Annotated in this window: 24 protein-coding genes and 1 tRNA gene; 13 read left to right on the top strand and 12 right to left on the bottom strand. The window is 66.9% G+C overall.

Annotated features, from left to right (window positions below; translation table 11 throughout):
• The first annotated feature begins 28 nt into the window (after positions 1 to 28).
• On the top strand, positions 29 to 814 hold the full coding sequence (locus DPM12_RS09675; RefSeq protein WP_211658746.1) for a TIGR03936 family radical SAM-associated protein: 786 nt from the start codon (positions 29 to 31) through the stop codon (positions 812 to 814).
• A gap of 229 nt (positions 815 to 1,043) precedes the next feature.
• Here the strand turns inward: DPM12_RS09675 and DPM12_RS09670 are convergent, their stop codons facing one another.
• The 3 genes from DPM12_RS09670 to DPM12_RS09660 all read right to left on the bottom strand — a co-directional run bounded on the left by DPM12_RS09670 (position 1,044) and on the right by DPM12_RS09660 (position 4,652).
• Positions 1,044 to 2,033, bottom strand: a complete 990-nt coding sequence (locus DPM12_RS09670; protein ID WP_170313689.1) for an ABC transporter substrate-binding protein — start codon at positions 2,031 to 2,033, stop codon at positions 1,044 to 1,046.
• A gap of 67 nt (positions 2,034 to 2,100) precedes the next feature.
• Positions 2,101 to 3,135 (bottom strand): ABC transporter permease, encoded by a 1,035-nt coding sequence (locus DPM12_RS09665; RefSeq protein ID WP_112258113.1) that lies wholly within the window; start codon positions 3,133 to 3,135, stop codon positions 2,101 to 2,103.
• Positions 3,132 to 4,652 (bottom strand): sugar ABC transporter ATP-binding protein, encoded by a 1,521-nt coding sequence (locus DPM12_RS09660; RefSeq protein WP_112258112.1) that lies wholly within the window; start codon positions 4,650 to 4,652, stop codon positions 3,132 to 3,134. The genes DPM12_RS09665 and DPM12_RS09660 overlap by 4 nt, the downstream gene beginning before the upstream one ends.
• 293 nt (positions 4,653 to 4,945) lie before the next feature.
• Between DPM12_RS09660 and DPM12_RS09655 the strand changes: the two genes are divergently transcribed.
• A complete protein-coding gene (locus DPM12_RS09655) occupies positions 4,946 to 5,617 on the top strand; it encodes a FadR/GntR family transcriptional regulator (protein ID WP_112258111.1) in 672 nt (223 codons plus the stop codon).
• 66 nt (positions 5,618 to 5,683) lie between these two features.
• On the opposite strand, the gene DPM12_RS09650 is transcribed toward DPM12_RS09655, so the two are convergent.
• Genes DPM12_RS09650 through DPM12_RS09635 form a run of 4 tightly spaced genes read right to left on the bottom strand, consistent with a single transcriptional unit; the run spans position 5,684 to position 9,220 of the window.
• Positions 5,684 to 6,529 (bottom strand): amidohydrolase family protein, encoded by an 846-nt coding sequence (locus tag DPM12_RS09650; protein ID WP_211658744.1) that lies wholly within the window; start codon positions 6,527 to 6,529, stop codon positions 5,684 to 5,686.
• On the bottom strand, positions 6,526 to 7,536 hold the full coding sequence (locus tag DPM12_RS09645) for an aldo/keto reductase (protein WP_211658742.1): 1,011 nt from the start codon (positions 7,534 to 7,536) through the stop codon (positions 6,526 to 6,528). Before DPM12_RS09645 ends, DPM12_RS09650 begins: the two co-directional genes overlap by 4 nt.
• Positions 7,533 to 7,844 carry an L-rhamnose mutarotase gene (locus tag DPM12_RS09640; RefSeq protein WP_112258109.1) on the bottom strand — a complete coding sequence of 104 codons (312 nt, stop codon included), beginning with the start codon at positions 7,842 to 7,844 and terminating at the stop codon, positions 7,533 to 7,535. The genes DPM12_RS09645 and DPM12_RS09640 overlap by 4 nt, the downstream gene beginning before the upstream one ends.
• 47 nt (positions 7,845 to 7,891) lie before the next feature.
• Positions 7,892 to 9,220 carry an enolase C-terminal domain-like protein gene (locus DPM12_RS09635; RefSeq protein WP_211658735.1) on the bottom strand — a complete coding sequence of 443 codons (1,329 nt, stop codon included), beginning with the start codon at positions 9,218 to 9,220 and terminating at the stop codon, positions 7,892 to 7,894.
• Between the two features lie 262 nt (positions 9,221 to 9,482).
• Between DPM12_RS09635 and rplU the strand changes: the two genes are divergently transcribed.
• From rplU to proB, 4 genes are all read left to right on the top strand, one after another.
• Positions 9,483 to 9,797, top strand: coding sequence for a 50S ribosomal protein L21 (gene rplU, locus DPM12_RS09630; protein ID WP_112258108.1), 315 nt, complete (start codon positions 9,483 to 9,485; stop codon positions 9,795 to 9,797).
• Positions 9,798 to 9,879: 82 nt separating this feature from the next.
• Positions 9,880 to 10,137: a 50S ribosomal protein L27 gene (gene rpmA / locus DPM12_RS09625; protein WP_112258107.1), complete on the top strand. Its 258-nt coding sequence runs from the start codon at positions 9,880 to 9,882 to the stop codon at positions 10,135 to 10,137.
• A gap of 131 nt (positions 10,138 to 10,268) precedes the next feature.
• Positions 10,269 to 11,624 (top strand): GTPase ObgE, encoded by a 1,356-nt coding sequence (obgE, locus tag DPM12_RS09620; protein ID WP_112258245.1) that lies wholly within the window; start codon positions 10,269 to 10,271, stop codon positions 11,622 to 11,624.
• 42 nt (positions 11,625 to 11,666) lie between these two features.
• The gene (gene proB, locus DPM12_RS09615) at positions 11,667 to 12,806 is read left to right on the top strand and encodes a glutamate 5-kinase (RefSeq protein WP_112258106.1); all 1,140 of its coding nucleotides are present in this window, start codon (positions 11,667 to 11,669) and stop codon (positions 12,804 to 12,806) included.
• Between the two features lie 43 nt (positions 12,807 to 12,849).
• On the opposite strand, the gene DPM12_RS09610 is transcribed toward proB, so the two are convergent.
• A complete protein-coding gene (locus DPM12_RS09610; RefSeq protein ID WP_112258105.1) occupies positions 12,850 to 14,316 on the bottom strand; it encodes an ICP22 family protein in 1,467 nt (488 codons plus the stop codon).
• A gap of 282 nt (positions 14,317 to 14,598) precedes the next feature.
• Here DPM12_RS09610 and DPM12_RS09605 point away from each other — a divergent pair, with 282 nt between their 5' ends.
• Positions 14,599 to 15,435 carry an LLM class F420-dependent oxidoreductase gene (locus DPM12_RS09605; protein WP_112258104.1) on the top strand — a complete coding sequence of 279 codons (837 nt, stop codon included), beginning with the start codon at positions 14,599 to 14,601 and terminating at the stop codon, positions 15,433 to 15,435.
• A 1-nt stretch (position 15,436) separates the two neighbouring features.
• Here DPM12_RS09605 and DPM12_RS23565 read toward each other — a convergent pair whose 3' ends face one another.
• Together DPM12_RS23565 and DPM12_RS09585 are read right to left on the bottom strand one after the other, a co-directional pair.
• Positions 15,437 to 17,872, bottom strand: a complete 2,436-nt coding sequence (locus tag DPM12_RS23565) for an HNH endonuclease signature motif containing protein (protein ID WP_211658734.1) — start codon at positions 17,870 to 17,872, stop codon at positions 15,437 to 15,439.
• 354 nt (positions 17,873 to 18,226) lie between these two features.
• On the bottom strand, positions 18,227 to 19,126 hold the full coding sequence (locus tag DPM12_RS09585; protein ID WP_112258102.1) for an SRPBCC domain-containing protein: 900 nt from the start codon (positions 19,124 to 19,126) through the stop codon (positions 18,227 to 18,229).
• A 385-nt stretch (positions 19,127 to 19,511) separates the two neighbouring features.
• On the opposite strand from DPM12_RS09585, the gene DPM12_RS09580 reads away from it, so the two are divergent.
• The 5 genes from DPM12_RS09580 (at position 19,512) to DPM12_RS09565 (ending at position 22,763) form a co-directional block, all read left to right on the top strand.
• The gene (locus DPM12_RS09580; protein WP_112258101.1) at positions 19,512 to 20,774 is read left to right on the top strand and encodes a glutamate-5-semialdehyde dehydrogenase; all 1,263 of its coding nucleotides are present in this window, start codon (positions 19,512 to 19,514) and stop codon (positions 20,772 to 20,774) included.
• An 80-nt stretch (positions 20,775 to 20,854) separates the two neighbouring features.
• The gene (locus DPM12_RS23160) at positions 20,855 to 21,001 is read left to right on the top strand and encodes a hypothetical protein (RefSeq protein WP_158542837.1); all 147 of its coding nucleotides are present in this window, start codon (positions 20,855 to 20,857) and stop codon (positions 20,999 to 21,001) included.
• A gap of 98 nt (positions 21,002 to 21,099) precedes the next feature.
• Positions 21,100 to 21,696, top strand: a complete 597-nt coding sequence (nadD, locus tag DPM12_RS09575; RefSeq protein WP_245951240.1) for a nicotinate-nucleotide adenylyltransferase — start codon at positions 21,100 to 21,102, stop codon at positions 21,694 to 21,696.
• Between the two features lie 39 nt (positions 21,697 to 21,735).
• A complete protein-coding gene (gene rsfS / locus DPM12_RS09570; RefSeq protein WP_112258099.1) occupies positions 21,736 to 22,131 on the top strand; it encodes a ribosome silencing factor in 396 nt (131 codons plus the stop codon).
• The gene (locus DPM12_RS09565; protein ID WP_112258098.1) at positions 22,128 to 22,763 is read left to right on the top strand and encodes a histidine phosphatase family protein; all 636 of its coding nucleotides are present in this window, start codon (positions 22,128 to 22,130) and stop codon (positions 22,761 to 22,763) included. Before rsfS ends, DPM12_RS09565 begins: the two co-directional genes overlap by 4 nt.
• 13 nt (positions 22,764 to 22,776) lie before the next feature.
• On the opposite strand, the gene DPM12_RS09560 is transcribed toward DPM12_RS09565, so the two are convergent.
• Together DPM12_RS09560 and DPM12_RS09555 are read right to left on the bottom strand one after the other, a co-directional pair.
• A complete protein-coding gene (locus tag DPM12_RS09560) occupies positions 22,777 to 23,379 on the bottom strand; it encodes an acyl-CoA-like ligand-binding transcription factor (RefSeq protein WP_112258243.1) in 603 nt (200 codons plus the stop codon).
• 48 nt (positions 23,380 to 23,427) lie between these two features.
• A complete protein-coding gene (locus tag DPM12_RS09555) occupies positions 23,428 to 25,632 on the bottom strand; it encodes an MMPL family transporter (protein ID WP_112258097.1) in 2,205 nt (734 codons plus the stop codon).
• A 205-nt stretch (positions 25,633 to 25,837) separates the two neighbouring features.
• Here DPM12_RS09555 and DPM12_RS09550 point away from each other — a divergent pair.
• Positions 25,838 to 25,910: transfer RNA gene (locus DPM12_RS09550), tRNA-Ala, on the top strand.
• Positions 25,911 to 26,018 lie beyond the last annotated feature (108 nt).

Raw genomic sequence — 26,018 nt, 5'->3', positions numbered from 1 at the left:
CCGGACCGTCCGGGCTAGGCTGGGCTGCGTGAGTTCGCGCGTCAAGCAGGCCGTGCCCGACCGTGACCAGCGCCCGGCCGTGCAGAAGATGTGGGTGCAGTTCGCCAAGCGGGGGCGGCTGCGGTTCACCAGCCATCGCGACTTCCAGCGCGCGTTCGAACGCGCGGTGCGCCGTGCCGGGGTGCCGGTGGCCTATTCGCACGGGTTCACCCCGCACCCGAAGGTGTCGTTCATCGGGGCCGCGCCCACGGGCTGTGCGAGCGAAGCCGAGTATCTGGAGATCTCGCTGACCGACTGGTGCGCCCCGGAACAGGTCCGTTCTGCCCTCGACGATGCACTCCCGCCGGGGCTCGACGTCATCACCGTCGCCGAGGCCGACGCCGATCAAGTTGATTCCCGGTCACCGTCCCAGCTGCCGTCCAGGGCGTCGTCCCTGGCGTCGTGGTTGGCGGCGTCGTGGTGGGAGATCGCATTGCCTGGCGCCGAGGCGGGTGCCGTCGGCCGGGCACTCGACGCGTTCCTCGCGGCCGAGTCCGTCGCGGTCGAGCGGCTGACGAAGAAGGGAACGAGGTCGCTCGACGCACGCGGCGCGGTGCTGTACGCCGACATGGTCACGGACGAGGGCGCGGATGCGGATGCGCCGGCCATCCGATGTGTCATCGAGCATCAGGAGCCCACCGTCCGGCCCGAAGAGATGCTCGGCGCGCTACGTGTGGTGGCCGAGTTCGAGGCACCGGCACCGCCGCGAGTCACCCGTCTGGCACAGGGCACATGGGATGCCGAGGCGGAGATACTGAAGCCGCCCCCGCTGTAGCGCACGCGTGAGCAATCGATTGCCCGCGCGCTAGGGTGCCCTTCCGGCGATCCATCACGGTCACCATCGAGCACGGCGTGCTGGTACCAGGCCGAGCCGCACGCGCCGTTCCCCGAGCTGCCCCCGGGTGAACGCGCGGCTGCCCCGCCCGGACCAGTAGACGCCGTGGACCGTGCCCCCGTGCCTTCGTGCCCCGTGCCCTTGTGCCTCCGTGCCCTCCTTGGATGCTCTACTCGTAGAGCACTTCCTGGATCTCCTCGTCGTCGATGTTGGAGGAGTCGTACCAGAAGTATCCGGTGTCGATGGTCTCGGGAAGTTCCTCGCCCTCCAGGGCCATCACGGCCGCCTTGACCGTCTCGTAGCCGATGCCGATCGGGTTCTGGGTGATGGCGCCGGTCATGGTGCCGTCGCGGATCGCATCGATCTGCGCTTGTCCGGAGTCGAAGCCGATGATAGTGAGATCCCCGGCCATCCCGAGCTCTTCGACGGCATTGATGACGCCGATGGCCGAGCCCTCGTTGGAACCGTAGATCCCGTCGAGGTCGGGGTTACCTTCGAGAATCGCGGTCGCGAGGTTGGTGGATTCGAGGTGGTCACCACCGCCGTACTGCACCGAGACGATCTCGACGTCCGGCGCGTTCTCCTCGATGTACTCGACGAAACCGTCACGGCGCTCGACGCCGGTGACGCTGGTCTGGTCATGAACGATGAGGGCGATCTTCCCTTCGCCGTCGATGTGCTCCACCATCTTCTCCGCGGCGAGCGCCGCCGCGGCGCGGTTGTCCGTGGCGGCGGTGGCGAGCGGAACGTCGCTGTCGACGCCGGAGTCGAATGCCACCACGGGTATGTCCCGGTTGGCCGCCTCGTCCATGAGAGGCGCAGCCGCCTGACTGTCCAGCGCGGCGAACCCGATGGCATCAGGACTGCGGTCCAGGGCGGACTGGAGCATGTCGATCTGCTGGGCGACCTCGGACTCGGAGTCGGGGCCCTCGAACGTGATCTCGGCGCCGAACTCGTCGGCTGCCTCCTCGGCACCCTGCTGCACGGCCTGCCAGAACTGGTGCTGGAACCCTTTGGACACGAGGGCGATGTCGTACCCGCCGTCGCCGGCCGAATCGTCGGACGCGGTCGTGTCGTCGTCGGCGCAGGCGGCCAGGAGGATCCCGGCCATCATGATGCCGGCCAGCCCGAGTGACCGGCGTCTCGTCGTATGGTTCATGCTCATGTGCGCTCCCGTGTTGTGTGATGCGTGGATGTCGTGCCGTATGTGGTGCCGGTGGATGCGATCAGCTCTGTCTGCGGCGCCGGAGGATGTCGGTGTAGACGGCGACGAGGATGACGAGGCCGATGATGACGGTCTGCCACTCCTGGGGTATCGACATGATCCGCAGGCCGTTGGTGACGGTTCCCACGATCAAGGCACCGATGAGCGTGCCGACGATGCTGCCCTTGCCGCCTTGAAGAGACGTACCCCCGATGACGACGGCGGCGATGGCCTGGAGTTCGTAGCCGACGCCGAGGGATGGTTGTGCGGAGTTCAGCCGCGCGGCGAGCACCACACCGGCGATCCCCATGAACGCTCCCGACAGCGTGTAGACGAGGATCTTCCACTTCCGGATGTTGATGCCGGAGATCCTCGCGGCCTCTTCGTTGCTGCCTATCGCGAACGTGTACCGGCCGAGAACGGACTTGTTCAGGATGATCGCGCCGACGGCTGTCAGCCCGATGAGGATGATCACCGCGTTGGGGACGTTGACCCCCGGGATCAGCGTGCCTTGCGAGATGCTCGTGAACCCGGGGACGTCGGTGAAGTAGATCGGTGCGGTGCCCGAGATCACCAGAGCCAGGCCCTCCGCGATGAGCATCATGGCGAGCGTCGCGATGAACGGCGGGATCTTCAGGATGGCGACGTTGAATCCGTTGACGAAGCCGATGAAGGCTCCGACCATGATTCCTCCGAGGACGCCCACGACGAGTGGCAATCCGAGGTTCGCCAAGAAGACGCCGGTCATGACGGCCGAGAGCGTCATCCCGGTACCGAGGGACAGCTCGATGCCCCCGGTGATGATGACGTAGGTGGTGCCCAACGCCAGGATCCCGATCACTGCTGTGGACACCAGGATGCCCATCATGTTGGACCAGGTCAGAAAGTTGCTGTTGGCCAGGGCGAAGAAGCCCACGAGCACGATCAAGCTGGCGAAGGCCAGGATCTGCTGAAGTTGCTTGCGCAGGAATCCGCGTGACGTGCCGAGGGTTGCGCCTCCGTTCGCGGCTTCGGGCCCCGCCTCGGGGGTGCGCTCGGCCGTCTCTACCGGCTTCATACCGTCATGCCTCCATGTGCTCCGGCTCGAGTGGCGTAATCCATGAGGATCTCCTGGTCGGCGTCAGCGTTGTCGAGTACTCCCGTGACCCGCCCCTCGCACATGACGACGATGCGGTGCGAGAGCCGGAGGATCTCGGGCAGCTCCGACGAGATCATGATGATGGATTTCCCCTGGTCTGCCAGGGTTGTCAGGAGGTCGTAGATCTCTTCCTTGGCTCCGACGTCGATACCGCGGGTGGGTTCGTCGAAGATCAAGATGTCGCAGTCGCGGGCCAGCCACTTCGCGATGACCACCTTCTGCTGGTTCCCTCCGGAGAGGTTGGTGGTTTGCTGCGCGATGCTCGGAGTCTTGACCTTGAGTGACTCGACGTGGTGCCGCGCGGTCTGGCGGACCTGGTTGTCCCGGACGAGGCCGACGGCGTTGGTGTAGCTGGGAATCGACGAGATCGAGATGTTGAAGCCAACGTCCTGGTCGAGCATCAGGCCGAAGCGCTTGCGATCTTCGGACAGGTACCCGATGCCCAGGCGCGCGGCGTCGGACGGGCTCTTGATCTTCACCGGCTGGCCGTGCACGGTGATATCTCCATGGTCGGGCCGATCCGCACCGCAGATGGCGCGTGCCACTTCGGTGCGGCCAGCGCCCATGAGGCCGGCGAAACCGAGGATCTCGCCCTCGCGGAGGTCGAAGCTGACGTCTTTGAGAAGGCTCTTGGTCGAGAGCCCGGTGACTTCGAGCGCCGTGGGCCGCGTCTCTCGGGGTACTGCCGGGCGGGTCTCACCCTTGATCTCGCGGCCGACCATCAAGGCGATGACGTGGCGCAGGTCGGTGTCGGGTGTGGCCAGCGTGTCGATGTACGAGCCGTCGCGCAGGACGGTGATGCGGTCCGAGATGGCGGTGAGCTCTTCCAGGCGATGGGAGATGTAGATGATGCCGGTATGGTGCTGCCGCAGGTCACGGATCAGGCCGAACAGGGTTTCCGTCTCCGAATCGGTCAGCGCGGCCGTGGGCTCGTCCATGATCAATATTCGGGCGTCGAAGGACATCGCCTTGGCGATCTCGACCACCTGCTGCTGCGCCACCAGGAGGTCACCCGCCTTCGTGCGCGGATCGAGCGAGATGCCCAGCTGGTCGAACAACGCGCCCGCACGCCGGTTCAGGTCACGGTCGTCCATGAAGAATCCGAGTCCGCGGCGTCGCTCCCGTCCGATGTATATGTTTTCGGCGATCGTCAGGTCGGGCATGAGCGACAGTTCCTGGTGGATAATGCTGATGCCCAAGTTCTGCGCGGTGCGGGGACTGTCGATGTGGACCGGCCTGCCGTTGACACGGATGGTTCCCGAATCCTCCTGATAGATCCCTGCCAGGATCTTCATCAGGGTCGATTTGCCGGCGCCGTTCTCGCCGACCAGCGCATGGACCTCTCCGGCGTCCAGCTGCAGATGGACGCCGGACAGCGCTTGTACGCCGGGGAATCCTTTGCTGACCCCGTCGATCTCAAGCAGGTGGTCGGTCACGCGAGCTCCCGTTCGTTCCCGTTCGTGGCGCGTTTCGCTGTGGCGTATCCGAGCTAGACGTCGGATGAATCCGATCGTATCGGCATGAGTTCGAGTGTCAATGGCCGTAATGCACCCGAAACTCGACGGCGTACGCCGCGTGCTGGAATAGTGGATCGATATGGCTCGACGTGCCGACGTCGTCCGGTGCCCGCGGGTGGCCGCCGGGAGCTATAGCGGTGACGGCGCGATATGAATGGCATACTGTCCTTGATGTGAGACATCCGATCTCTCGTGGGAGGGATGCGTCCGGTATGGCTGTCACGGACGAGGCGATCCTCAAGATCAAAGAAATGATCGTCAGCGGGGAGCTGCGCCCCGGCGACCGGCTGCCGAAGGAAGCCGAACTCGCAGCGCGTCTGGGCCTGGCGCGCAACTCGTTGCGCGAAGCCGTCCGGGCGCTGGCGCTGATGAATATTCTCGACGTGCGTCAAGGCGATGGCACCTATGTGACGAGCCTCGACTCGCCCCGGCTGCTCGAAGCGCTGAACTTCGTCGTGGAGTTTCACCAAGACGACACCGTCCTCCAGTTCTTCGAAGTGCGGCGGATCATCGAGCCGGCGGCCGCGGCGATGGCCGCGACCCGGATCGAGGACGACGCGCTGGAGCGGCTACGGGGAATCCTGGGCGAGATCGACGGTACGGCGTCGGCGGACAAGCTGGTCGCCAACGACCTCGAGTTTCACCGGAGCATCGCCCAGGCTTCTGGCAACACGGTGCTGAGCTCGATCTTGGAAGGGCTGTCGGCACCGACGCAGCGCGCCCGGATCTGGCGAGGTCTGACCGAGCACGGCGCGATCGAGCGCACGCTCAACGAGCATCAGGCCATCTACAACGCGCTCGCGTCACATCAGCCCGATGTGGCGAGATCCTGGATGACCGTGCACATCGCGGGCGTCGAGCAGTGGCTGCGCCAGGTCCTCTAACCCGTTACGTCCGGTAACCGTGCCGTCCGGTGATCCGTCCCGTCCGCTGATCCGTCACCTGACCCGTCACAGGGAGTAGACGCGGCTCGCGGTGCCGCCGAACACGGCCGCGGACTCGGCATCCGAGAGGTCCGACAAGCAGGCCCGCGCGGCGGCGAAGACCTCGGCGTAGCTGGCGGCCAGGGTGCACACCGGCCAGTCGGAGCCGGCCAGGAGCCGAGGTGGCCCGAACCACTCGAGCAGCCGGTCAGTGTAAGGCCGGAGGTCGTCGACCGTCCACCGGTCCCACTGCGCCTCGGTGACCAGCCCGGACACCTTGCAGCTGACGTTCGGCAATGCGGCGAGGTCGGAAACCAGGCCGGCCCACGGTTCCGTGCCACCGTCGGCGATCGGGGGTTTCGCGCCGTGGTCGAGGACGAATGAGAGGTCGTCGATCTCCCGGGCCACCCGGCATGCCGCGGGCAGCTCGCGCACTCGGACCAACAGGTCATACACGAGTCCCTGACGAGCCAGCACCCGCAGCCCACGGCCGACCTCCGGCCGCAGGAGCCACTCCGGGTCCGCCTCGTCGTGAACCTGGTGCCGGACGCCCACGAGACGATCTCCGCCGGGTCGCGCGCGGAGCCGGTCGAGCTGGTCGGTGAGATCGTTGGCGGTCAGATCGACCCAGCCGACCACTCCGGCGACGAGCCCTCCCGAGGAGGCCGCGATGTCGAGGAGGTCCTCGGTCTCGCTCGCGTCGTGCGCGGCCTGGACGATCACCGTGCGGTCGATACCGGCATCCGGCGTCACGGCGCGAAGATCTTCCAGCCCGTAGTGCCGCCGCAGCGGGGCCGCCGGACCCGTCATCCACGGGTAGTCGCGGCGTTGCGGGTCCCAGAGATGGTGGTGCGCGTCCACTCGCCCCGTCACCGGTTGCCTCCCGCCGGTAGGGGAACGTCGCCGCGCAGCAGCCCTTCCTCGCGAAGCGCCGGCCAGAGCGCATCCGGCACCGGCTGCTGGAACAGTTCGAGATTGCGCCGCGCCTGGTGGCCGTCGCGGCATCCGACGCCGACGCTGGCCACGGCTGGATGGGAGAGCGGAAACCGCAGCGCCGCAGCGGGCAGCGTCGTCTGATGATCGGCACACAGCTCGGCGATCCGTTGCGCCCGGGCGATCAGCTCCGGTGGGGCCTCCTCGTAGTTGTACTTCGCGCCCCGCTCCGGATACGGGCGGGACAGCAACCCGGAATTGAACACACCCACGGCCACGATCTGCACCCCGCGGTCGAGGCTCAGCGGCAAGAGATCGTCCATCGCGCCCTGTTCGAGCAGCGTGTACCGACCAGCGAGCATGACCACATCGATGTCGGTGTGGCGCACGAAATCGGCCAGCATCTCGGATTGGTTCATGCCGGCTCCGATCGCGTCGACGACCCCTTCGTCTCGCAACTCGGCGAGAGCGGGATAGCCATGGTCAACCGCCTGTTCCCAATGGTCGTCGGGGTCGTGCAGGTACAGGATGTCGACCCGGTCCATTCCCAGGCGATCCAGGCTCTGCTCGACGGAGCGGAGGATCCCGTCGCGGCTGAAGTCCCACACCCGGCGGTGTGTCGCGGGAACGTCATAGCCCTCGTCGTCGCGGCGGGACCGGCCGTTATCCGACGGAACGAGCACCCGGCCCACCTTCGTGGACACGGTGTACGCGTCGCGTGGCTTGTCCCGCAGGGCGGCCCCGAGCCGGCGCTCGGAGAGGCCGAGGCCGTAGTGGGGCGCGGTGTCGAAGTAGCGCATCCCGCCATCCCAGGCCGCCTCGACGGCCGACGCCGCGTCGTCGTCGCTGGTCTCGCGGTAGAGGTTGCCGATCGGCGCGCCGCCGAACGACAGGGTGGTGAGCTGGGTGTTCCACCGGCCCACACCGACGCTCTCGATCTCACTCATGGCAGCTCCCAGACCAGCGGCAGCCCGTGGTCGTCTCCCGCATAGCTGTCGGGGACCTCCAGCAGCTCCGCCATCCGTTGCTGCCAGGGCACGTTGGCGGGATGCTCGCGCAGCGTTCTGCGCATCGCCTGATAATCCTCGACCTCGACCACGTGAAACAGGTCCTGACCGTCGCGCCAAATGCGCCATGCGTGCACGCCAGCGTCGCGCAGCGCCGCGTCGAGCTCGGGAGGGATGACGGCGTGCACGCGCTCGTATTCTTCCTCCTTGCCGGGTTTCAGCCGGGTGTGCAGGGCGATCCGTTCCATCTCACTCCTTTGTCGCTCCTTCACGTCGCTGCACGACCGGCCCGTGCTCATACCCGGTCGTGACGTATGTCCTGCCAGGCGGACCCGTCCGGGTAGGTATATGCCGTGATCGTCTCAGGCTTCATGGCCGCGCTGAACCCGGGCATGGTGGGTGCCAGGTAATGGCCGCCGCGGACGACGACCGGATCGACGAAATGCTCGTGCAGGTGGTCGACGTACTCGATGACCCGGTCGTCGAGTTCCGCGCTGACGGCCACGTAGTCGAACATGGCCAGGTGCTGGACGAGCTCGCACAGGCCGACCCCTCCGGCGTGCGGGCAGACGGGGATGCCGAACTTGGCGGCGAGCAGCAGGATCGCGATGTTCTCGTTGACGCCCGCTACCCGGGCGGCGTCGATCTGGACGAACGAGACGGCGCCGGCCTGGAGCAGCTGCTTGAACACGATGCGGTTGGGCACGTGTTCGCCGGTGGCCACGCGTATCGGTGCGATCGCCTCGGCGATGGCGGCGTGTCCCAGCACGTCGTCGGGGCTGGTCGGTTCCTCGATCCACCAGGGTTCGTAGGGCGCCAAAGCGTTGATCCAGCGGATAGCGGTGGGAACGTCCCAGCGCTGATTGGCGTCGACGGCGATGCGGATCGCTGGCCCGCACGTGCTGCGGGCTAGTTCCAGGCGGCGCCGGTCCTGCTCGAGATCGCCGCCGACTTTGAGTTTGATCTGGCTGAATCCCTGGTTCACCGCGTCCTCGCAGCGTTGCACCAGCTTCTCGTCGGTATAGCCCAGCCATCCCGGAGTGGTCGTGTAGGCCGGATAGCCCCGGGCGCGGAGTCGTTCCTCGCGTTCGGCCTTGCCGGCGTCGGAGCGGCGCAGGATGTCCAGCGCGTCGTCGGGGGTCAAGACGTCGCTGATGTAGCGGAAGTCGACGAGGTCGACGATCTGCTCGGGCGTGAGGTCGGCGAGCAGTTTCCACAGGGGTTTGCCGGCGCGCTTGGCCTTCAGGTCCCACATGGCGTTGACGACGGCGGAGATCGCCATGTGCATCACGCCCTTCTCCGGGCCCAGCCACCGCAGGTGCGAATCGTGCACGAGACGTCGCCAGAACGACCCCATGTCATCCAATGTTTCGGCGAGGGGCAGGCCGATGAGCATGGGACGCAACGCGTCGATGGCCGCCTTCTGCACCTCGTTGCCGCGCCCGATGGTGAAGGCGAACCCGTGGCCTTCATGCCCGTCGGGTGCATCCGTCCTGATCACAACGTATGCGGCCGAGTAATCGGGATCGGGGTTCATCGCGTCCGAGCCATCGAGTTCCCGGGACGTCGGGAACCGGACATCAGAGGTCTCGACGGCGACGATCTGCGCATCATTCTCGGCCACGTGTCATTCCTCCACCACATGCTCACAAGCATGAGTCATCCGATGTTTCAGTGATCCGATGTATAACGTACGCGCGCACCGTATGTCCAGACTCCAGCTCGCGGCGCGGGGGTGGTTTGACCGTGGCTCGTCCGGCTCCGTATCCTTAGTCGTCGGCGTGTTTCACGCTGCCCACCCGTGCGCCCGCAGACCGTGCGGGGCGTGCGTGTCCGAGTCCAGTCCGAGCGAGCCATCTGGCCCGACCTAAGAGAGTGAGTCCGCGGTGTACGCGATTGTCCGTAGCGGCGGCATCCAGCAGAAGGTGTCCGTCGGCGATGTCATCAATGTTGACCGGCTCCACGACGAGATCGGATCGACGGTGACACTGCCCGCGGTCCTCGTCGTCGACGGCGATACCGTCACATCCGACGCGGACAAGCTGGCGAAGGTCTCGGTGACGGCCGAGGTCCTCGACGAAGTCAAGGGACCCAAGATCAAGATTCTGCGGTACAAGAACAAGACGGGATACCGCCGGCGCCAGGGGCATCGGCAGAAGTACACGAAAGTCAAGGTCACCGGCATCGACGCCAAGTCCTGATCTCGCCCGAGTTAAATAGAGAACATCACATAAGCCACAGCAGTGCTCCCCGTGCACGCGGGGATGATCTGAGGAGACCATCATGGCGCACAAGAAGGGTGCCTCGTCCAGCAAGAACGGACGTGATTCCAACTCGAAGCGGCTGGGCGTGAAGCGGTTCGGTGGCCAGCTGGTGAACACCGGCGAGATCATCGTCCGGCAGCGCGGGACCCACTTCCACCCCGGCACCAACGTCGGCCGTGGTGGTGACGACACCCTGTTCGCCACCACCGTCGGAACCGTGGAGTTCGGTGTCCGTCGCGGCCGCAAGGTCGTCAACATCGTTCCGGCGGGGGAGTGACCCCGCCGACGAGCACAGCGATCACCGAAAGCGGGCCGGTCACGATCGACCGGCCCGCTTTTCTCGTCGCGGCATCATGCATGCCCGGCTGACATCATCGACACGAGAGAAGGGAGGAACGGGCCGTGGCGATACCGTCGTTCGTCGACCGAGTGGTGCTGCACCTGGCTGCCGGCAACGGCGGTCATGGCTGCGTGTCCGTTCACCGCGAGAAGTTCAAGCCGCTGGGCGGGCCCGATGGTGGTAACGGGGGCCGCGGAGGAGACGTCGTCCTCGTCGTCGACCCCAACACCACCACGCTGCTCGACTACCATCGCCGGCCGCACCGGCGCGCCGGCAACGGCACCGGCGGCGAGGGCGGTCACCGGCACGGCGCCGACGGCGCCGACGTCGTGCTGAAGGTGCCCGACGGTACGGCGGTGTCCCGCCCCGACGGCGAGGTCATCGCCGATCTCGTCGGCGCCGGTACCAAGCTGGTCATCGCCCACGGCGGGCGGGGCGGTCTCGGCAACGCGGCGCTGGCCAGCCCCCGGCGCAAGGCGCCGGGCTTCGCCCTGCTCGGCGAGCCCGGCGATCAGCTCGATGTCGTGCTGGAGTTGAAGAGCGTTGCCGACGTCGGCCTGGTCGGTTTTCCGAGCGCCGGCAAGTCCAGCCTGATCGCCGCCGTGTCCGCAGCCCGGCCGAAGATCGCGGACTACCCGTTCACCACCCTCGCGCCGAACCTCGGCGTCGTCGAGGCGGGCGACGTGCGGTTCACCATCGCCGACGTGCCGGGGTTGATCGAAGGGGCCAGCGAGGGCCGCGGGCTCGGCCACACGTTCCTGCGGCACGTCGAGCGTTGCGCGGCTCTGGCGCACGTCGTCGACTGCGCCACGCTCGAACCCGGCCGCGATCCGATCAGCGACATCGACGTCATCGAAGCAGAACTCGAACGGTACGGCGGCCTTGCGGATCGCCCGCGGGTGGCCGTGCTGAACAAGGTGGACATCCCGGAGGGACGCGAGCTCGCCGACTTCGTCCGGGACGACATCCGCGCCCGCGGCTGGCCCGTCTTCGAGGTATCCGCGACCAGCCGGGACGGGTTGCGCGAGCTGATGTTCGAGCTGGCCGGGATCGTCAGCGCGGCCCGGGCGGCGGCGGAGCCCGCGGAGCCCACGAGGATCGTGCTGCGCCCGCGTGCCGTTGACGACGGCGGCTTCACCGTGACCAAGGAACACACGCCCGACGGCTACCGCTTCCGGGTTCGTGGCACGAAGCCCGAACGGTGGGTGCATCAGACCGACTTCGGCAACGACGAGGCCGTCGGGTATCTGGCTGACCGCCTGGCCCGGCTGGGTGTGGAGGACGAGCTGTTCAAGGCGGGAGCCGAGCCCGGAGACGAGGTCGTCATCGGTGGGGAAAACGCCGTGGTCTTCGACTGGGAGCCGACCATCCAGGCAGGTGCGGAGCAGCTGGGTCCGCGTGGTACCGACTCCCGGCTGGAATGACGGAGCTGGCAGGAGCGAGGAGACCGGAGTAAGGAGAGCGACGTGAGCGAGACATCGGCCGGGCGGCGTGAGCCCGTGGCGAAAGCCTCCCGGCTGGTCGTGAAAGTCGGGTCGTCATCGTTGACCACGGCCCATGGCGGCCTTGACGAGCACCGGCTGGTGGCGCTCGTCGACACCCTGGCGCGGGCACGCGCCGCGGGCCAGGAGGTCGTCCTCGTGTCGTCGGGCGCCATCGCCACGGGCCTGGCGCCACTGAACATGCCAGCCCGCCCGCGTGACCTCGCCAGCCAGCAGGCCGCCGCGAGCGTCGGGCAGGGCCTGCTCGTCGCCCACTACAACGCCGCCTTCGCCGCGCACGGATTGCAGGTCGGGCAGGTCCTGCTGACCGTGGACGACGTCACGCGCCGCTCGCACTACCGCAACGCCTACCGGACCCTGCACAAGTTGCTGAACCTTGGTGTCGTTCCCGTGGTCAACGAGAACGACACGGTGGCCACCCAGGAGATCCGGTTCGGGGACAACGACCGGCTGGCCGCACTGGTGGCGCAGCTGGTCCACGCCGACGCGCTGATCCTACTGTCTGACGTCGACGGCCTGTACGACGGCGATCCGGGCCATCCCGACTCCCACCGGGTGCGAGACGTCTACGATCCGAACGAGCTGGAGAAGCTGCGCATCGGGCGAACCGGGCGCTCCGGCCTGGGCAGCGGCGGGATGCAGACGAAGGTGGAAGCCGCCGCCATCGCGACCGGATCCGGGGTGGAAGTGGTCCTGACGTCGACGGACGAGGCATGGCCAGCCATCGGCGGCGCGGAGGTGGGCACCTGGTTCCATTCCCGCGCACGCCGCCGCTCCACCAGGCTGCTCTGGCTCGAACACATCGCCGACGGGCTCGGACGCCTGCGGCTGGACCCCGGGGCGGTACGCGCCGTCGCCACACAGCGCAAGTCGCTGTTGCCGGCCGGGATCTCGGCCGTCGACGGTACCTTCACCGCCGGTGATCCGGTTGACCTGGTCGACGAGCAGGGCCGCGTCGTCGCCCGGGGGCTCGTGAACTACGACTCCGATGAGCTGCCTGCCTTGCTCGGCCGCTCGACCCGGGACCTCGCTCGTGAACTCGGTGCCGAGTACGAGCGTGAAGTCGTGCACCGCGACGACCTCGTCGTGCTGCGCGACTCCTGAATCCTGACTCCCGAGGCCTGCTCCTGAAGGCCCTGCGCCCGGGTCACGGCATCCCAGGATCCGGATTCCCCGCCCGCCGGCGTCGTCCCCGTCCGGAACGTTCCCGGTCCCTGCTCTCATCTTCGCCGAGCCTCTTCTCGAGCGCCCCGACGAGACGGCGGGTCATCCGGTGCTCGCCGAACGCACCGACCGTCGACAGCAGGAGCCATCCCAGCGTGGCTGCCATGTAACCGATGAGGGTGACGGCCACCAGGATGCCCGTGAGAAACGTGCCCCACGAACTCGCACCCGTGGCGAGGTTGATGCCGGCCAGGGCGCTCAGAGAACTCCCGATCAAGCCAGCGAAGAGCAATTCCAGTGATGGCCCGGCCCGATAGCCGAAGTAGGCGTCCCGGGAGATCTTGACGATGATCCACCACATGAAGCCGAACCATGCCACCCCCAGCCCCAGGACGCCGGGCCAGTATCCGGAGATCCACGCGGTCAGCGCTACGGCCATCGCCAGCGGAAGCAGGCTGAGTACCAGAATCTCGACGGAACGACGCCGGGCCGCCGTGAGCAAGAGCCGTCGGGTGACGGCACGGAGCTGGGATTCGCCGGGAAGCCACAACTCGGCCAGGACGTGCTTCCACAAGTCAGCTCGTCCCGGGCTGTGCCCCGGGTCGGCCCGTAGTGCCTGCAGCCTGTCCCGGACTCGTTGCCGTCGCCAGGCCCTTGCCCGTACATCGAGCGTGCGCAGAACGTCCTCCGAACTCAACGCCGTGAGGCTGATCTTCAGGGTGAACAGGAACACGAGGATGGCACTGGCGACGACGAAGAAGGAAGGGACGTTGAGCGCATCCGGGCTGTCGGTGAACAGCACGAGCAGGCCGCAGATCGTCGCCAGGTAACCGACGATGCCGCTCGCGGTGCGTGCGATCGTCAGGCGAACCGTATACTCGCTCAGCTCTGCGGCGTGTACGTCTGGCTCGCCGGTGCTGGGTTCGTCGGTGCCTGCCTCGCCGGTACCCGACTCGCTGGTGTCGGGTTGGTCGGTGTCTGGCTCGCTGGTGCTGGGTTCGTCGGTGCCTGCCTCGCCGGTACCCGACTCGCTGGTGTCGGGTTGGTCGGTGTCTGGCTCGCTGGTGCTGGGTTGGTCGGTGCCGGGTCGGTCCGCGTCCCGCTCATCGCGGATGCCATCTTCGCCGCCGGCGTCGTCTCTGGCGCTCAGGCTCCGGACAGCCGCAGAGGATCGGTCGACCTCGACGACCAGGGCGATGACGACGGCAGAGAGGACGCCGAGAACGGAGAAACCGTCACCGACGGACAGCGAGACGATCAACTGAGGACGGTCGGTGTCGCCGCCGATCGTATCCAGGAAATCGATCCACGCGTTCAGGAGCCCGAGTGCTATGACGACCGCCGAACTCACCGCTACCGTCCGCCACGCCGCGCGATAGATCTCGCGGTAGTGCCGATCGGCGTGGGTGGCGAACACGTTCTCTCCGGTTTCGTCCGGTCCGTTGTTCATCGTTCTTCTGCGCCTCCCAGGGCCGACGGGGCTGGAAACGAGCCTCTCCGGCTGCGACATCGTCCGTGCCTCCCCGAATCCGTACTCATCGAGCGTCGGGAAACGGTCGCCACGGACTTCATCACCAGTCAGCGATCAATCTACGGGGAATCACCCGTCAGGGTGCTGATTTGCCCTGGGGGCATCGTTCATCCGGCACGGAACGGAAGCACGGCGCGTCCAACGGCACGCGGTGTGTCGCGGCTCTGGGCCGGATCATGCGCCGCCGGGTAAGACTGGAACATGCGATACGGACTCAAACTCAGCCAGAAAGCGAGCATCGACGAATACCGGGCGGTGTGGCGGATCGCCGATGACGAAGGCTTCGATCACTGCTGGAACATGGACCACCTCGCCACACTCGGCGCGGACCCCACGGGCGACATTTTCGAAGCGTGGACCCATCTGGCGGCGATGGCCGAGGCGACCACACGCACCCGTATCGGCTGCATGGTCACGGGAAACACGTACCGTCACCCTGCGGTGCTGGCCAAGATGGCCGTGACGGTCGATCACCTGTCGGGTGGCCGGCTGGAGTTCGGCCTCGGCGCGGCCTGGGCCGAGAACGAACACACGATGCTGGGGCTGGAGTTCGGCACGGTCAAGGAGCGGATGGACCGCCTCGAAGAAGCCTGCCAGATCATCCGGTCGCTGTGGACCACGCCGAGGACCTCCTTCGAGGGCCAGCACTACCAGCTCGACGACGCGATCGCCGAGCCCAAGCCGGTGCAGCAGCCACACCCGCCGATCTGGATCGGCGGCATCGGCCGGAAACGTACCCTGCGTATCGTCGCTCGCTACGCGGACGTCTGGAACGCTGCCTTCGGCACTCCGGAGGACATCGCGGACCTGTCCGCCGTCCTCGATCAGCACTGTGCCGAGGTTGGACGCGACCCCGCCGAGATCCGGCGGACCGTCCAGCTCCGGCTCCCGGACAAGCCCGAAGACGTGATTCCACAGATCGAGGCATACGCGCAGGCCGGTGTGAGCGATATCGTCATGATCACCATGGGCGGAACCGCTGAACGGCAAGCGGAGCAGGTGGCGTCGTTGCTTCCGCGTCTGCGAGCGATCGGTTGAGCTAGAAGGGCGGGATATCGTCCTCGGGCATTGGCGAGATCGTGGACGTCGCTGCCGAGGCTTGCGTGGGTGCTCTGGTGCCGTGCCGGGTCGATGTTGTGGGCCGGGCCGGCATGATCGGGCCGCAGGCGCAGCTACCGTGACATCCGCATGCTAGCGTCCGGCCGCGCCTGCTGGCGCGACGCCAGACGTGGGCGGGATGCGTCGGGTTCGCTGCATGGTAGCTCGCCGCGGCGGGGCGGGCTCGTGACCGGGGGAGCTCGGGAATGATTGGTGGGGGTTTGCTGGTGTAGGAGTGCCCGAGGCTGCTGGTCCAGATGAGAGTCCCGGCTTCGGGTGGGGCGTGCCCGGATGGGGCATGGCGGGGGAGGGTGTACTCGGGTTGGTGGGTGTGCCAGCCGCCGTGGTGTTTGAGGCGGTGGTCGTGCCGGCACAGGGAGACGAGGTTGGCTGCGATGGTCGGCCCGCCGGCGGCGTGATCGATGGTGTGGTCCTGGTCGGTGCGGGTGGCGGGCATGCGGCAGGAAGGGTGCGCGCAGTGGCGGTCGCGGATCTCGATCAAACGGCGCACCCCTGCTGTGGCAGTGCGGCGGCGCACATCGTGGTCGGTGGTGGAGCTCGTGCCGGTGGTGCTCCTGCCGGTGGTGCTCGTGCTGGCTGTGTGCTGTTCCAGGATGTCGGTCACGACGGCATGCCAGCCCGAGTTATGCGTGTTCGGGGTGGTGAGCGTGTCCAGGTCGGTGTGTGTGATGTGAAGTTCGACGATGCCCCGGCGGGTGGAATGCTGTCGTGCCGGGCGGCCTTGCCCGGGCGGGCCGGGTCGCCGGGTGGTGATGCCGTGGTCGACGGGCTGGCCGCGCTCGTCGCAGATGATCCAGCGCCATTCGGCTGCGAACAGGGTGGTGACCGCCTCTCGGGCCAGGGGCGCGGTGATGTATCCCCATCCGGGAAGTTCGGCCGGGTGATCGTTGAATTCAAGCAGGGTGCTCAGCTCGACACGTAGTTCACGCACGGGCCAGCTGTTCGCCCCGGTTGCGGGCGTGGCCTCGGTGGCGGGTTCGGCTGGGGGCATGTCGGCGTGTGATGGGTGCACGCCCTTGTTGCCCGTGTCGGTGGCACCCGGGTTGGTGGCACCCGGGTTGGTGGCACCCGGGTTGGTGGAGCCCGTGTCGGTGGAGCCCGGGTTGGTGGGCTCTACCGGGACATCTGGCGAGCCGCCGTCGGGGTGAGCACCAGATTCACGGGCGCCAGGTGCACGGGCGGCGGGGTTGTCCGGGTGGGGCACGCTGACACCACTCGTACCGCTGGGACTGCTGGGACCACTCGTACTGTCGGGACTGCTGGGACCACCCGTACCGCCGGGACTGCTGGGACCACCCGTACCGCCGGGACCAGTGGGACGGGTCGGTCCGTCGGTGCCATCTGGGTTGGGGTCATCCGGGTCGCCGTCGCCGCCGGTGTCTTCATCGCCGCCGGTGTTGTCAGCTTCGTGGGTGTCGGTGGTGAAGGGGTGCGTGAGGATGTGGGTGATGATTTCGTCGGTGGTGAGTTGTTCGAGGGTGCCGTCGAGCATGCCGAGGAAGATGTCGGTGCGGATGTGGGCGATGGGGCGGGTGTCGCCGGAGCGCTTGCAGGCGCGGGCGAGGGTGTCCACGCGGTCGCTTGCGGCGGCAGTGCGATTGACGGGCAGGTCGAGCCCGCAGAGGTTGGCGGTGCCGTCCTCGTTTCGACTGCCCACGACTCGGCGCTGGCGCATCGCGTTGCGGTAGCGTTTCTCGGCCCAGTCGGGGTCGATCGCCAGCGCGCGGCGTTTGATCCGGTCGATGAGCTGGCCCACGGTGAGCGTGGCGGCCTGCGGCAGAAGCTCGGCGCAGATCTGTGCGGCATCGTCGTCGGCGAGTCCGCTGGTCCACTGGGTGAACGCCTGTGCGCGGGCCTCGTCCAGCTCGCCGCGCAGCATGGCGTGCCCGAGTACCGGCAGGCGATGGTGGACGTCGAAGGCCAACTCGAAGGTCGTATCGGCGCGCCGGCGTGACCAGGCCAGCGCGACACGAGCTTCCTCGGCGGCGAACTCGTGCGGCACCTCGACGCGGCTCACCGTCTCCACAGAACCAGGCTGGCGCATCCCGGTCTCGAGCAACGCCTGCAGGAACACCGCCCGCGCATGATTGGCCTGCTGATAGGCAGCCGTCATCACCGACACCGTGTCGTGGCCCGAGACCTGATCCACGGCGACCTCGTTCAACACGGCGGCTAGACCCGGACCCGGCGAGGCGCTGGCGAGGATGCACGACAGCGACTCTGCGCCGTTACGAGCAGCCGTGGCGTCATGACCAGCAGCCGTGGCGTCATCACCGGCAGCCGCGCCGTGGTGTTCGCCGTACCGGCCAGGCGGTGGCTCGCCCTCGGCGGGTGGCGGTGCTGGCGGGTTCAACATGGCCGCCACCCCCTTTCCTCGCCCTGATGACGTCAACCCGGGTGTTGATGTAAACGTAGCTAAACATATGTAAAAACGAGCTAATGAAGAGATTAGCTCGAATACATGTTCGAGTCAAGCCAAACTCGGATCCTTGGTAGACATGCCGGATGGCGGGCTCCAACCCCACCCAAACCCCACCCGAACCCGACGCTGTCCTCGACACACCCTCGAACATGCCAGCACGTCCGCCGGACAGCCGTGGTTCGAGCGTTGGGCATGGCCACGTGGTTCGAGCGTTGGGCATGGCCACGTGGTTCGAGCGTTCGGTATGGGCCACGTGGTTCGGGCGTTGGGCATGGGCCAGATGCCCGGTCACGCCACGGCTGGGCTCTCGAACATCCAGCGGTGACCTTCCAGATCTTCGGCCCGGTAGCTGCGCCCATAAGGCCTGTCTTCGGGTTCGGACAGGATCGTGGCGCCCGCGGACACCGCGTGGGCGTAGTGCTCGTCGACGTCGGGAACGCGCACCAGGACACCGTTGATGACCCATGCCGGTTTGGACCACGACGCTGCCGCGGTGCAGTGTTCTCGATGCCAGCGCGGTGACTCGTACTCCGCCCAGCCGCTGGCAAGCATGATGACGCCGTCACCGATGGTCATCTCGCCGCGGGCGAGCGTGCCGTCGTCGTTGAGCCACCGCGTGTGCTCGACAAAACCGAATACGTGGGCTAGCCAGTCCATCGCTGCGATGCCGTCGGCGTAGAACAGGATCGGGGTCACCGCTTGCGTGCTCATCGGGTTGACAGTGATGGCCTCGTGAGTGTGATGTGCGTGCCCACCTGCGACATGTGCGGCGAATGCTGCCATGAAACGGCGCCAGGCCCGGCCGGACCACTCGTGGAGAGCCTTGACCGGCAGGCGTTCCAGCCCCCGGTGTTCGAAGGTTACGCGGGTGCCGCGCGGCACGGCGTCGAACCGGATATCGATCTCGGTGAGCAGATCTTCTGGCAGGCTACGGTGGCGATACGTCAGCAGCAGCCGCTCTCCAGGTTCCCACGCCAGCACCCTGCCCATCTCGTAGCCGTGACCGTCGTGCCAGATCTCCCTCCAGCGGCCGCCGACGCCGGGTTCGAGCTCAACGCCGACAGCACGGTCGGGATAGTTGAACGCGTGTGGGTCGCGGGGTAGCCATGCGTCCATGTCGGCCGTGAACAGGGTGAAAGCGCGCATGGGCTCGACGTGAACCGTGACGGTTCGGGTGATGGTGCTCATCGCTCCTCCGCTTCAGCGGGAAGGTATGGATTGTGGGAGAGATACGGGGGCTCCGGGTGACAGGTTTGGCGTAGGCGCCAATGCATCGCACGAAGGGCGCGCCCCCGGCTCGGCGGCGACGCCCAGCTCGTTGCAGGCGATGACTGCCGGGCGTCCACGAATCGCTTCCGAGCGGGACGCTGCGGAGCGGTAAAGAGCTTTATGTATTTCAAATGTTAATCCGCGTAATTAATTATACATTTTAGCAATTGCCATTTCTCGTTCCATGTCTTCCGGGCATCCCACGGCGCCGCCCTTTCCGGACACCTCGTGATGGCGCCAAAGCACGAACGGCCCGGGTGATCTCCCGGGAACCGGGTGGCATATTCGGCGTAGACTGCGGCATATGACAGATGAGCGTGCAGCTTCCGTGCTCGATGTTGCCCACCGTGCTCGTACGGCCGCGGCTGATCTGGCCATCCTGGCCCGCGCGCAGAAGGATGCCGCCTTGCTGGCCATGGCCGATGCGCTCGTGGCACGTACCGCGCAGATCACGGCGGCGAACGACGAGGACGTCGCCCGGGCACGCGAGAACGGCACCAGTGAAGCCATCATCGATCGGCTCCGGCTCGACGAGAAGCGCATCGCGGCCATGGCCGATGGGATGCGTCAGGTCGCCGAGCTGCCCGATCCGGTGGGTGAAGTGGTCCGTGGCTACACCCTGCCGAACGGTATCGAGATCAGCCAGCGCCGCGTCCCGCTCGGCGTGGTGGGCATCATCTACGAGGCGCGCCCCAACGTCACGGCCGATGCCGCCGCGCTCGCTCTCAAGAGCGGCAACGCGGTGCTGTTGCGGGGCTCGTCCAGTGCTGCGTCGTCGAACGCCGCGATCGTCGACGTCCTGCGGAGTGCGACCGAGTCCGGAGACGTTCCGGCCGACGCCGTCCAGCTCGTACCGGGTGAGGGGCACGAGCCTGCCAAGCATCTGATGCGAGCACGTGGCCTGGTCGACATTCTGATTCCACGCGGCGGTGCGGGCTTGATCCGCAGCGTCGTCGAGGAGTCGACGGTACCCGTCATCGAGACGGGTGTGGGTGACTGCCATGTCTACGTCGACGCCGCGGCGGATCTCGATAAGGCGCTGGACATCGTCGTCAACGCCAAGACGCATCGACCCAGCGTGTGCAACGCGGCGGAGACGTTGCTGGTGCATGCGGACGTCGCCGACGCGTTCGTGCCGCGCGCGCTGAGCGCACTGCGTGATGCCGGGGTGACCGTCCACGGTGATGATCGCGTGCGCGCCCACGACGCCTCCGTGATCCCGGCGAGTGACGAGGACTGGCAAGCCGAGTACCTCTCGCTGGATATCGCCGCTGGCATTGTCGACTCGCTGGATGAGGCAGTCGCCCATATCCGCCGGTGGGGAAGCGGGCATACCGAGGCCATCGTCACCGACTCCCTGTCGGCGGCCACGAGGTTTACGTCGACGACCGACTCGGCGGCAGTGATGGTGAACGCGTCCACCCGTTTCACGGATGGTGAGCAGTTCGGATTCGGGGCTGAGATCGGCATCTCGACGCAGAAACTCCATGCGCGCGGTCCGATGGGCCTGCCCGAGCTGACGACGACCACATACGTGGTCACCGGCGATGGACACATCCGTGCGTAAGGTGCCGGTGGCCCGTCCACGGGCCCGCCCGACGAGGTCGGTGGACTCCCTGGGCAACCCCCTGCGATAAGGTGTGGCCCATGCAGAAGGTCGTGCTCTTGGCGGACGAGGTCCATGGCGATGAGGGGGGTTTCCCGGCCGAAGGATGGGGTATCGGCGTCTTTCTCATTCTCATGATGTTGTTGACGGTCACGCTCGTGTTCGGCAAGGGTCGGCCGCATGTCTGACGTATCGTGCCGCGAGGCCGCTTGGTGATCCCTCTTCCCCGTCGTGTCGCCAGCTCGCGTGAACGCGTGGGCTCGGGCGCAGCATGGAGTGAGTGCCGGTGAATAGGCGCAGGCGCCTCGGGATCATGGGCGGTACGTTCGATCCGATCCATCACGGTCACCTCGTGGCCGCCAGCGAGGTCGCGCACTGGTTTGGTTTGGACGAAGTAGTCTTCGTTCCAACAGGCCAGCCCTGGCAGAAGGAGGAACGCCAGGTGGCTGCGGCCGAGGACCGTTACCTGATGACGGTGATCGCGACGGCGTCCAACCCGCGGTTCTCCGTCAGCCGGGTCGACATCGACCGGGGCGGCCCGACGTATACGGTCGACACGTTGCGCGATCTTCGGCGGGAGCGAGGGCAAGACAACGATCTGTACTTCATCACGGGAGCCGACGCGCTCCAGCAGATCTTGTCCTGGCGTGATGTCGACGAGTTATTCGATTTCGCGCATTTCGTCGGTTGCACGCGGCCAGGGCATGTCCTTTCAGACGTCGGCCTGCCAGAAGGCAAGGTGACCTTGGTGGAAGTGCCGGCGCTGGCGATCTCGTCGAGCGAGTGCCGCGAGCGGGTCGGCGCCGGTGAGCCGATCTGGTATCTGGTGCCGGACGGCATCGTTCAGTACATCAACAAGCGCCAGTTGTACGTGAAGACGTAGGATCCGCAGAGGGCACGTTCGTTCGAAAGGTTTCCCGATTTGCCAGCTACCGACCGCGCTGTTCAACTCGTCGTCGCCGCTGCCGAGGCGGCCGCAGACAAGCTGGCCGACGACATCGTCGCCTTCGACGTTTCCGACCAGCTGGCCATTACCGATGCTTTCGTCGTCTGTTCGGCGCCGAACGATCGGCAAGTGCGTGCGATCATCGATGCGATCGAAGAACGGCTGCGCGGGTTCGACGCCAAGCCGGTCCGGCGGGAAGGGGAACGTGAGGGCCGGTGGGTGCTCCTTGACTACGTCGACATCGTCATCCACATCCAGCAGACCGACGATCGCGGTTTCTACGCGCTGGAGCGGCTGTGGAAGGACTGCCCCACCATCACGCTTCCCGACAGCGTGCGCGTCGGCCCTAGCGCCAACGGGGCCTCGGAGTGACCCGGCGCATCGTCCTCTGGAGGCACGGCCGCACGGAGTGGAACGCGACCGGCCGCTTCCAGGGGCAGACGGACGTGGAGCTCGACGAGAGCGGACGGCAACAGGCGCGTGACTCGGCTGCCCGGCTGGCGTCGCTCGAACCTGACCTTCTCGTATCCTCCGATCTAAAACGGACGCGAGATACGACGGCGGTGCTGGCTGCCCTGGTAGGTGTCGAGGTCGAGCTCGATACCCGGTTACGCGAGACCTACGCGGGTGAGTGGCAGGGCTGCACGTCCAACGAGATCGCCGAGCGGTGGCCCGACGAGTACCGGGCCTGGCGCTCGGGCGATCCGCTGTTGCGGGTCGGTGGTGGTGAGACCCGCCAGGAGGTAGCCGACCGGGTGGTCGCCGCGGTGAACGATGCAGCGAAACGGCTACCGAATGACGGCCTAGCAGTGCTGACGTCGCACGGCGGCGCGGCGCGGCTGGGTATCGCGTCGTTGATCGGCATGCCGTTGAAACTGTTCACCAACATCGGTGGGCTGTCGAACTGCTCGTGGTCGATGCTGCGCGAGGGCGAGGATGGGTGGATCCTCGTCGAGCACAACGCCGGCACCCTTCCCACCCCGGTCGCGATCGAAGAGGGCTAGCCTCCACGCGGCGTTACAGGGGCAAGCCAGCCTCGAGTCGAGCGATGGCGCCGTCGATGTACTCGATGAGGTCCGCATCCGGATCTTGTAGGGCGGCGAAGAACGCGGCGTAGATCGCACCGATCAGCCCTCCTGCCCATATGACGATCGCGATGTCGTCGGGCTCGCGCCCCACTCGTTGCGCGATCGTCTCTGTGAGCAGAGCGGTGGGTTGAGCTATGTGATCCGTGAGGGCGGATCGGAGCTCGGGTTCCTGGGCGACGAGACGCCACCGGGTCTGTTCGAGCTCGAGCTCGTCGGGCTTGAGCTGGTCGAGGACCTGGTGTATCGCAGCGCGGACGGCGGCGAGCGGTGACAGCTCGGCGGGCTGGTTGAGCAGCGAATCCATCAGGACGGGGTCGAGGCGGTCGTAGAGCACGGTCTCGGCCTTGGTCGAGAAGTAGCGGAAGAACGTGCTCTGCGATACCTCCGCTGCCTCGGCGATCTGTTCGATCGTCGTCGCCGCGTATCCCTGTTCGAGGTAGAGACGCAACGCGTGGTCCTGGATTGCCGCCCGGGTACGGGCCTTCTTGCGTTCCCGCAGCCCACCTGCGTGTGTGTCTCCGGATGCGGTCATGGTCCCGATTCTCGCCGCGGCCTGCAGTATCCGCCACATCGGGGCACCTCACCTGGCGGTGGTGGGTACATGATCGTTCTCGCGCTGTAGATACCGGGACAGCCGTTCGCCCTCGACGTCGACGTTGGGCAGGATCCGGTCCAGCCAGCGTGGCAACCACCACGCGCGGGAGCCCACGAGGGCGAGGACGGCGGGGACGATCGTCATCCGGACGACGAAGGCGTCGAGCGCGATGGCGACGGCCAGTGCGAAGCCGATCTGGACGATGTCGCTGACATCCCCCAGGATGAACCCGCCGAAGACGCTGATCATGATGATGGCCGCCGCGGCCACGACCCGAGCACCGTGCTGGAACCCGACGGTCACGAACGATCCCGGCTGGGCACCGTGCACGAACTCTTCGCGCATTCTGGTGACGAGGAAGACCTCGTAGTCCATGGCCAGGCCGAACACGACGCCGATGATGAAGATCGGCAGCAGGCTGATGACGGAGCCGGTCTCCTGCACTCCGAGCACGTCCGTAAGCCAGCCCCACTGGAAGACGGCGACGAGCGCGCCGAACGTCGCGCCGATGGTCAGCAGGAATCCGAGCGTGGCCTTCAATGGCACGATGATCGACCGGAACACGATCATGAGCAGGATGAATGAGAGCCCGATGACCACGCTCAGGTAGGGCAGCAGCGCGTCGCCCATCTTCTTGTTGAAGTCGATGAAGACCGCCGTCGAACCGGTCACGGAGAGGTCGGCGCCGGACTGCTCGGCTCGCTCCCCGACCTCACGTCGCGTGGTCTCGACGAGATTCTCGGTGTCCTCGTGGTCCGGCCCGGTGAGCGGGACGACACTCATGACGGCCGTGTCCCCGGCCTGATTGAACTGTGGGGGCGTGGCCGTCTGGACGCCGTCGAGTTCGGACAGCGTCGCGTGCAGCTCCCCGGCAGTCTGTTCGGGGTTGGCGGCGTCGGCCATATCGGCGACGACCAGCAGCGGACCGTTGAATCCGGGCCCGAAACCCTCGGCGGTGAGATCGTAGGCCTGGCGCTGGGTGGTCTCCGGCGGGTACGTGCCCTCGTCCGGGACTCCGAGTCGCAGGTCGTGGATGGGCAGCGCGAGGACTCCCAGCCCGACGACGGCGACGGCCAGCACGGCTACCGGGCGACGGACGATGAAGCCGGCCCAGCGGCGACCCGCCGTCGGCCTGCTGTCGTCCTCCGGGTCACGGACCTTCAGGCCGGGAATGCGCGTGGAGAGGACCCGGCGCCCGGCGAAGCCGAGGAGGGCCGGCAGCAGGGTCAGCGCGATGACGACGGCGACGCCGACGGTGAGTGCGGCGGCCAGCCCCATCTCGGTCAGGATCGGGATCCCGACAACGGACAGCGCGGACAGCGCGATCATGACCGTGAGACCGGCGAAGACCACGGCGGAGCCCGCTGTGCCCAGGGCACGTCCCGCCGCTTCCGCGCCGTCGCGCCGGATGGCCAGCTCGTGCCGGTAGCGGGACATGATGAACAGCGCGTAGTCGATGCCGACCGCGAGACCGAGCATCGTGGCGAGGATGGGCGTCGTCGTCCCGAGATCGAGGAAGCCGGTGCCGGCGGCGATGGCCGCGACGCCGATCGCCACGCCGGTGATGCCGGTGAGTAGCGGCATACCTGCCGCGACGAGGGAGCCGAACGTGATCAGCAGCACGACGGCGGCGACCGCGAGGCCGATCAGCTCGTTGCTGATCTCCGGCTCTTCCTCCAGGACCGTGCCACCCAGCTCGACCGTTATGCCGGCTTCCCGGCCCGTCTCGGCTGCGCTGTGCAGGACCTCGCGGGCTTCGTCGTCGAGATCGACGACGTCGTAGAAATCGACCGTGTAGGTGACCTCGGCGAGCGCGATCGTGCCGTCGCCGGAGATCAGGCCGGAGTCGTAGGGACTGTCGATGCGAGCCACCTGGGGTCCGGAGGCGATCTCGTCGAGCACGTCGCCAACGATCGCCCGGTTGTCCGGGTCCTCGAACGTCTCGCCCTCGGGTGTCTGGAACACCACGCGCGCGGAAGCGCTGTTGAGATCGGCCTCGGGGAAGCGCTCTTCGAGGAGGTCGAAGGCTTCCTGAGACTCCGTGCCGGGGATGGCGAACGAGTCGGACGTGGCGCCGGACAGGGTGGCGGCACCCGTGCCGGCGGCCACGAGAACGGCCAGCCATAGCAGGCCGACGAGCTTGCGACTGCGGTAGGAGAAGCGGCCCAGCCGGTAGAGGAACGTTGCCATGGATGCTCCAAATTGATAGTTACTGTCATTTGACAGTAACTATCAATTTTGCGGGGTGCAAGTCCGTTGGCGATGCCGATCGGCAGTGGATATGCTGTACCGGGACGTCGACATCGGTTCGACACATGGGCCGGGACACACGAGCCCGGAGGGCGATTATGAGCATCGCCCGGGTGTCGGTTAAGCTGTCCGAGCTGTTCCGAACGGGGCTGTGGCGCAGTTGGTAGCGCGCCTCCATGGCATGGAGGAGGCCAGGGGTTCGAGTCCCCTCAGCTCCACCCTTGTGATCTCTCAAGACATCGGCGACAGGGTGACCCCTCGGGGGGTCACCCTGTTTCGCTTTTGTGGGGTCCTCGTGGCAGGCCGGTGGGCTGGTAGTCGCGGGT

The organism is Phytoactinopolyspora halophila (genome assembly GCF_003287285.1).
Lineage (GTDB): Bacteria > Actinomycetota > Actinomycetes > Jiangellales > Jiangellaceae > Phytoactinopolyspora_A > Phytoactinopolyspora_A halophila.
Note: the sequence above shows the minus strand (reverse complement) of the source record. Positions and strands in the feature narration are given on the sequence as shown.

Bases quoted from the DNA above. Each gene is read 5' to 3' on its own strand.
- DPM12_RS09670 (WP_170313689.1), bottom strand. From the start codon at position 2,033: ATGAACCATACGACGAGACGCCGGTCACTCGGGCTGGCCGGCATCATG.
- DPM12_RS09665 (WP_112258113.1), bottom strand. From the start codon at position 3,135: ATGAAGCCGGTAGAGACGGCCGAGCGCACCCCCGAGGCGGGGCCCGAA.
- DPM12_RS09655 (WP_112258111.1), top strand. From the start codon at position 4,946: ATGGCTGTCACGGACGAGGCGATCCTCAAGATCAAAGAAATGATCGTC.
- DPM12_RS09645 (WP_211658742.1), bottom strand. From the start codon at position 7,536: ATGAGTGAGATCGAGAGCGTCGGTGTGGGCCGGTGGAACACCCAGCTC.
- DPM12_RS09640 (WP_112258109.1), bottom strand. From the start codon at position 7,844: ATGGAACGGATCGCCCTGCACACCCGGCTGAAACCCGGCAAGGAGGAA.
- rpmA (WP_112258107.1), top strand. From the start codon at position 9,880: ATGGCGCACAAGAAGGGTGCCTCGTCCAGCAAGAACGGACGTGATTCC.
- DPM12_RS09610 (WP_112258105.1), bottom strand. From the start codon at position 14,316: ATGAACAACGGACCGGACGAAACCGGAGAGAACGTGTTCGCCACCCAC.
- DPM12_RS09605 (WP_112258104.1), top strand. From the start codon at position 14,599: ATGCGATACGGACTCAAACTCAGCCAGAAAGCGAGCATCGACGAATAC.
- DPM12_RS23565 (WP_211658734.1), bottom strand. From the start codon at position 17,872: ATGTTGAACCCGCCAGCACCGCCACCCGCCGAGGGCGAGCCACCGCCT.
- DPM12_RS09585 (WP_112258102.1), bottom strand. From the start codon at position 19,126: ATGAGCACCATCACCCGAACCGTCACGGTTCACGTCGAGCCCATGCGC.
- DPM12_RS09580 (WP_112258101.1), top strand. From the start codon at position 19,512: ATGACAGATGAGCGTGCAGCTTCCGTGCTCGATGTTGCCCACCGTGCT.
- DPM12_RS23160 (WP_158542837.1), top strand. From the start codon at position 20,855: ATGCAGAAGGTCGTGCTCTTGGCGGACGAGGTCCATGGCGATGAGGGG.
- DPM12_RS09560 (WP_112258243.1), bottom strand. From the start codon at position 23,379: ATGACCGCATCCGGAGACACACACGCAGGTGGGCTGCGGGAACGCAAG.
- DPM12_RS09555 (WP_112258097.1), bottom strand. From the start codon at position 25,632: ATGGCAACGTTCCTCTACCGGCTGGGCCGCTTCTCCTACCGCAGTCGC.